This window comes from Flavobacterium sasangense DSM 21067, from assembly GCF_000686885.1.
Classification (GTDB): Bacteria; Bacteroidota; Bacteroidia; order Flavobacteriales; family Flavobacteriaceae; genus Flavobacterium; species Flavobacterium sasangense.
In genome coordinates this window covers 1-5,184 of the sequence record NZ_JMLU01000051.1, presented here as the reverse complement: position 1 = coordinate 5,184, position 5,184 = coordinate 1, and the positions used below count along the sequence as shown (strand labels likewise).

The window sequence follows — 5,184 nt, the reverse complement described above, 5'->3', positions numbered from 1 at the left end:
AGTTCTACTACTTCATCACTTGTGGCTTCCCTTGTGGTATCGCCTGCTAAACGCTTTTTACCAGCTTCTAAAAACTCTTTATTCCATTTGTAAAACTGAGATTCATTAATTGAATACTTACGACATAATTCTGCAACTGACATTTCTGCACGTAAAGCTTCCATTACAATTTGGATTTTCTGTTCGGAACTAAAGATTCTTCGTGTATTTCTACGAATGTCTTTGATGAAATTCTCTGCTGTTTTTTTCTTAGGTGTTTTCATACTATTTCAAAGTTAATAATTTTTGAAAACACTCTCTTAGTTTTGAACTAAATCAGTCCACTTTTTGCTGACGATTTACATGGTGGTGCAAATCAAACAATAACATTGAATGCTTCTGGATCTGCTTCGGTAACTACTCCAGTACTTTCTGCAAACTCAACTTATACATTAGTTAGTGTCGCTTCTGCAACAACTCCAATATGTACACAATCACTTTCAAGTAGTGCTGTAGTTACGGTTTTACCATTGCCAACAGCTTCTGTGTCAGCTAATACCATCTGTTCTGGTAATACTGGAACTGTAACGTTTTCTGGAACACCAAATGCAGTGGTAACATATACTGTAAATGGTGGAGCCAATCAAACGATTTCATTAAATGCTTCTGGAGCTGCGACTTTAACTACTCCAGTATTAACAGCTAATGCAATCTATCAACTGGTAAGTGTTGTTACATTAGCAACTCCTGCTTGTAGTCAAAATTTAACAGCAAGTGCAACAGTTGTAGTAACGAGTTTACCAACAGCTTCCATTTCAGGAACTACTTCGATTTGTTCGGGTGGAAATACAATCATCAGTTTTTCAGGAACTCCAAATGCAGTGGTAACTTATGCTATTGATGGAGGAGCCAATCAAACGATAACCCTAAGTGCTACAGGGCTTGCATCTTTAACAACTCCTAATTTAACAACAAACTCAACTTACCAATTAGTAAGTATAAATGCGGCTTGTTCAAATACTGCATCAGGAAGTGCAATTGTAACAGTTTTAGGATTACCAACAGCAGCTGTTTCAGCGCCGACGATTTGTTTCGGAACTTCTGGAACGGTATCGTTTTCTGGAACACCAAATGCAGTTGTAACTTATACTATTGATGGAGGTGCTAATCAAACTATAACATTAAATACGTCTGGAAATGCCTCAGTGACAACTCCAGTATTAACTGCAAATTCGATATATACTTTAGTTGATGTTACATTAACTACACCAAGTTCTAGTTGTAATCAATCTTTATCAACAAGCGCGACTGTTATTGTAACTCCAATTCCAGATGTCATTGCAAGTCCTTCACCGCAAACGATATGTTCAGGAACTTCAACTGGTATCAATTTAACTAGTTCTGTTGCAGGAACTACTTTTAGTTGGACCGTAGTAAGTCAAACAAATGTTACAGGAGCAACAGCAGGAACTGGTGCAGTAATTTCAAATACATTAACAGCTACGACTGCTTCAAATGGAGTAGTAGTTTATGCAGTTACCCCAATAGTAAATGGATGTTCTGGAAGTCCAATTACAGTTCAAGCAATTGTAACACCATTACCAACAGTAATTGCAGCAAATTTAAATCCTAGTTTCTGTTCGGGAGGTACAACCAATATTCAATTGTCAAGTAATATTGCTGGAGCTACTTTCTCGTGGACTGTTACAGGAGCTAATATTACGGGAGCTGCTGGAGGTTCAGGAACTAGTATCAATCAAACGTTAACCACAACTTTAGGTACTACAACTGCTGTAGAAGTAGTGTATGAAATTGTTGCTTTTGCCAATGGATGTTCAGGTTTACCACAACAAGTTCGAGTTACTGTAAATCCTATTCCAGATTTATCCATACAAAGTAATTCTGCACCAATTTGTTCTGGCCAAAGTACTAATATATCATTTACAAGTAGTATTTCGGCAACAGTTTTTAATTGGGTTGTATCTAATAGTTCAGGTGTTTCTGGTGCTTCAAATGGAACAGGTTCAAGTATTCAACAAGTTTTAATTGCTACAGGTTTATCACAAGGTTCTGTTACATACCAAGTAACACCAAATTTAAATGGTTGTTTAGGAACTCCTCAAACGGTTACAGTTTTAGTGAACCCAACACCAGAATTATTCGCAAATCCAATTCATCCGCCAATATGCAGTGGTGTTCTTTCGACTAATATATTTTTATCAACATTTAATGCAAGTACTGTATTTAACTGGACAGTAAATTCTGTTGGAGTTAATGGTGCAACTGCTGGAAGTGCTCCTGGGCCTACATATACTATTATTCAAAACTTAACGACTTCGGTTGATAATGTAGCTGGTTATGTAGATTATATAATTACTCCAACATTTGCTGGATGTTCTGGTACACCAATTACTGTAAGAGTAGTTGTTAATCCTTTACCAAAACCAGTTTTAACTGATGGATCAATTTGTGTGGATGAATTTGGCGTTCCGTTCCAATCGTATACCTTAAATAGTGGTTTAGATAATGCAGATTACGATTTTGTTTGGTACTTCAATGGAAATCCGATTCCAAACTCGAATAATTTCACTTATACAGCAAATGCTGTGGGAACTTACGGTGTAATTGCTACCAATATGACTACATTTTGCGTGTCAGACCTCGTTAGTGCAACAGTAGGTTCAACAACTCCAGCATCTAGCTTTACTGTAGCTCAAAGTAATTATTTTAGTGATAATGCCACTTTAACAGTTACCGTTGCATTAGGTTCAGGTACGTTATTGTATCAGTTAGATGAAGGTACCTTACAAGCTTCAAATGTATTTATTAATGTAAGTGCTGGATTGCACACGATAACAGTTATTGATTCTCAAGGATGTACCTATTTAGTGCAAACCATATTCGTAATTGATTACCCACAATATTTTACACCAAATGATGATGGAATTAATGATGAATGGTTTATTGCGGGATTACAGGATACTGATGCCATTTATATTTTTGACCGTTATGGTAAATTAATCAAACAATTGAGAGGTATTGAAAAATGGGATGGAACTTTCAATCAACAACAATTACCTTCTACAGATTATTGGTTTACGGTAGACTATGATGAAAACGGAGTGAAAAAACAATTCAAAGCACACTTTGCCATGAAACGATAAAAAAACTAAAAGACCTTGTAAGTAAGGTCTTTTTTTATGCCTTATACTTACGTTAAATTATACACAATCATTTCATTTGCATATTTCCATTAAGTACCTTTGTATTAATTCATTTATGGAATACGTTTAAATCATGAAATTTCATCTCAACGATACATTTAATAAAAGTCTCACGGCCGATACTGATACTTCAAATACTCGAAGACAAGTTTTTGGAGCTTGTTTTTCTTATGTAACGCCTCGAGTTCCTAGCAATCCTAAATTACTTCATGTTACTGCTGAGGTAGCTGAGTTGATTGGTTTGTCTAAAGAAGAGGTTACATCTACTGAGTTTTTAGAGGTAGTTTCAGGAAGTAAAGTGTATCCAGAAACCCAACCTTATGCCATGGCCTATGCTGGACATCAATTTGGAAATTGGGCGGGACAACTTGGAGACGGGAGAGCGATTAATTTGTTTGAAGTATTGCAGAACAATCAACGTTGGGCATTGCAATTAAAAGGAGCAGGAGAAACTCCTTATTCTCGAAATGCTGATGGTTTGGCGGTTTTGCGTTCGTCTATTCGGGAGCATTTGTGTAGTGAGGCGATGTTTCATTTAGGGGTTCCTACAACGCGTTCGTTATCTTTAGTAACTACTGGCGATAAGGTATTGCGTGATATTTTATACAATGGAAATCCTGCTTATGAAGATGGTGCGGTGGTGTGTAGAGTAGCGCCTTCGTTTATTCGTTTTGGAAATTTTGAATTATTAGCGGCTCGAAAAGATATTGTAAATTTACAAGCTTTAGCCGATTATACAATTCAGTATTTTTATCCTGAAATAACTACATCGGGAAAAGAAAAGTATTTGCAGTTTTATCAGGAAGTGGTGAATAGAACGGTGGAAATGGTGTTGCATTGGCAACGCGTAGGTTTTGTTCACGGGGTAATGAATACCGATAATATGTCGATTTTAGGACTTACGATTGATTACGGTCCGTATGGTTGGTTAGAAGATTATGACCCAGATTGGACACCAAATACTACCGATGCAGAAGGTAGAAGATACCGTTTTAGAAACCAACCTGATATTGCATTGTGGAATTTGATTCAGTTAGGAAATGCATTGTATCCTTTGATTGAAGATGTTCCAGCAATGGAGGTTATTTTGAATAGTTATAGTCATCGTTTTGATGCGAAGTTTCCTGTAATGATGCAAGAGAAATTGGGCTTAACATCAGAATATGAATCTGATTTTCAGGATGAATTGACAACTTTGTTAACCGCTTCTGAAACCGATATGACGATTTTCTATCGTAATTTAGCTAACGTATTAAAATCAGATACTCCTGAGATTGCTTTATCGAAAATAGAATATGCGTTTTACCAACCTGATGCTTTGGTAGCTACATTGAAAACGAGTTGGATTAATTGGATGGAACGTTATTTGCAAAAGTTAAATGATGAATCGATTTCGGATGCTGATAGAAAAGCTAAAATGAATAGGGTTAATCCAAAATACGTATTACGAAATTATATGGCGCAATTAGCTATTGATGCTGCTGAAAAAGAAGATTATACTTTAATTGAAGAACTTCACGAGTTACTAAAACATCCTTACGATGAGCAACCAGAAAATGAGAAATGGTTTGCAAAGCGACCTGATTGGGCACGCAATAAAGTAGGGTGTTCGATGTTGTCTTGTAGTTCTTAGATTTGGTCACACAAAGGTTAATTTAAACATATAAGATTCTGTGTTGATTTCAAATTTAAATCTTAATTTTTATTACTTTTGTTTTTCAAGACAGTCATTGAACTAGTCTCTATAGCGTGTTTAAACCATTTGTGTTTGCGCGCTATTTTTTGTTATATATTCTTTATCATACACTGTCTCATTTTTGAATAATATATAAATAAGTTCAAGTATTTTTCTCTGAACAGCGACTAATGCTTTCATTTTAATTCCGTTCTTTGATATGAGCCTAGCGTAAATATTTTTAAAATTTTCGTCCCATTTTACTGCTGTTAAAGAAGGTAAATGCATTGACTTTCTTAGATTTCT

General features: G+C 35.8%; 3 protein-coding genes and 1 pseudogene. 2 read left to right on the top strand and 2 right to left on the bottom strand.

From position 1 onward, the window contains the following. Positions 1–263: transposase (locus BP92_RS0113515; protein ID WP_026726519.1), on the bottom strand; the 263-nt coding region annotated here is incomplete at its 3' end. 105 nt (positions 264–368) lie between these two features. Here BP92_RS0113515 and BP92_RS0113510 point away from each other — a divergent pair. Together BP92_RS0113510 and BP92_RS0113505 are read left to right on the top strand one after the other, a co-directional pair. Continuing rightward, positions 369–3,143 carry a PKD-like domain-containing protein gene (locus BP92_RS0113510; protein ID WP_026726518.1) on the top strand — a complete coding sequence of 925 codons (2,775 nt, stop codon included), beginning with the start codon at positions 369–371 and terminating at the stop codon, positions 3,141–3,143. A gap of 130 nt (positions 3,144–3,273) precedes the next feature. Beyond that, on the top strand, positions 3,274–4,836 hold the full coding sequence (locus tag BP92_RS0113505; RefSeq protein ID WP_394331855.1) for a protein adenylyltransferase SelO: 1,563 nt from the start codon (positions 3,274–3,276) through the stop codon (positions 4,834–4,836). A gap of 120 nt (positions 4,837–4,956) precedes the next feature. Here BP92_RS0113505 and BP92_RS17280 read toward each other — a convergent pair. After that, a pseudogene (locus BP92_RS17280) lies at positions 4,957–5,184 on the bottom strand (IS110 family transposase); the annotation flags it as partial.